The organism is Limimaricola sp. G21655-S1 (assembly GCF_027213785.1).
GTDB lineage: Bacteria > Pseudomonadota > Alphaproteobacteria > Rhodobacterales > Rhodobacteraceae > Limimaricola.
The window spans coordinates 1-421 of sequence record NZ_JAPWGO010000096.1 but is presented as its reverse complement, the minus strand read 5'-3'; the positions used below and the strand labels follow the sequence as shown (position 1 = coordinate 421).

Sequence of the window (421 nt, the reverse complement as noted above, 5' to 3'; positions counted from 1 at the left end):
TCGAGAGAAAATCCGAGATCACGCGCGCGCATGACGAAGCGCAATCGGCGCACATGATCCTCACCGTAGCTGCGGTAGCCGTTCGGGTCCCGCGGCGGATCGGGCATGACGCCGACCGTCTCGTAGTAGCGAATGGTCTCAAGGTTGCATCCGGTGGCCCGGGCAAGGGCGGCTCGCTGCATCGGCTTCACGGAAGGGTGATCTTTTCCCATTCGGAAAGTCCTTGAGCCTGTATCTGCTACAGACCTTAGGCCTCCTTGCAGATGATCGCAAGGAGACCATGCATGGACACCACGGATTCTGCATTGCCGAGGGACGCGTCAGACGTCCCGGAAGGCCGCGGCTGGACGGCCACCGCGTTGGCGGCGCTCGGTGCACTGGCCATGACCTCCTGCTGCATCCTGCCGCTGGTGCTTGTCAG

1 protein-coding gene is annotated in these 421 nt (G+C 62.7%); it reads right to left on the bottom strand.

Annotated elements, in window-relative coordinates:
- Positions 1-182, bottom strand: a 182-nt coding sequence (locus O4G76_RS20015) for a MerR family transcriptional regulator (protein ID WP_269398907.1), incomplete at its 3' end; no start/stop codon positions are given.
- Positions 183-421: the final 239 nt, after the last annotated feature.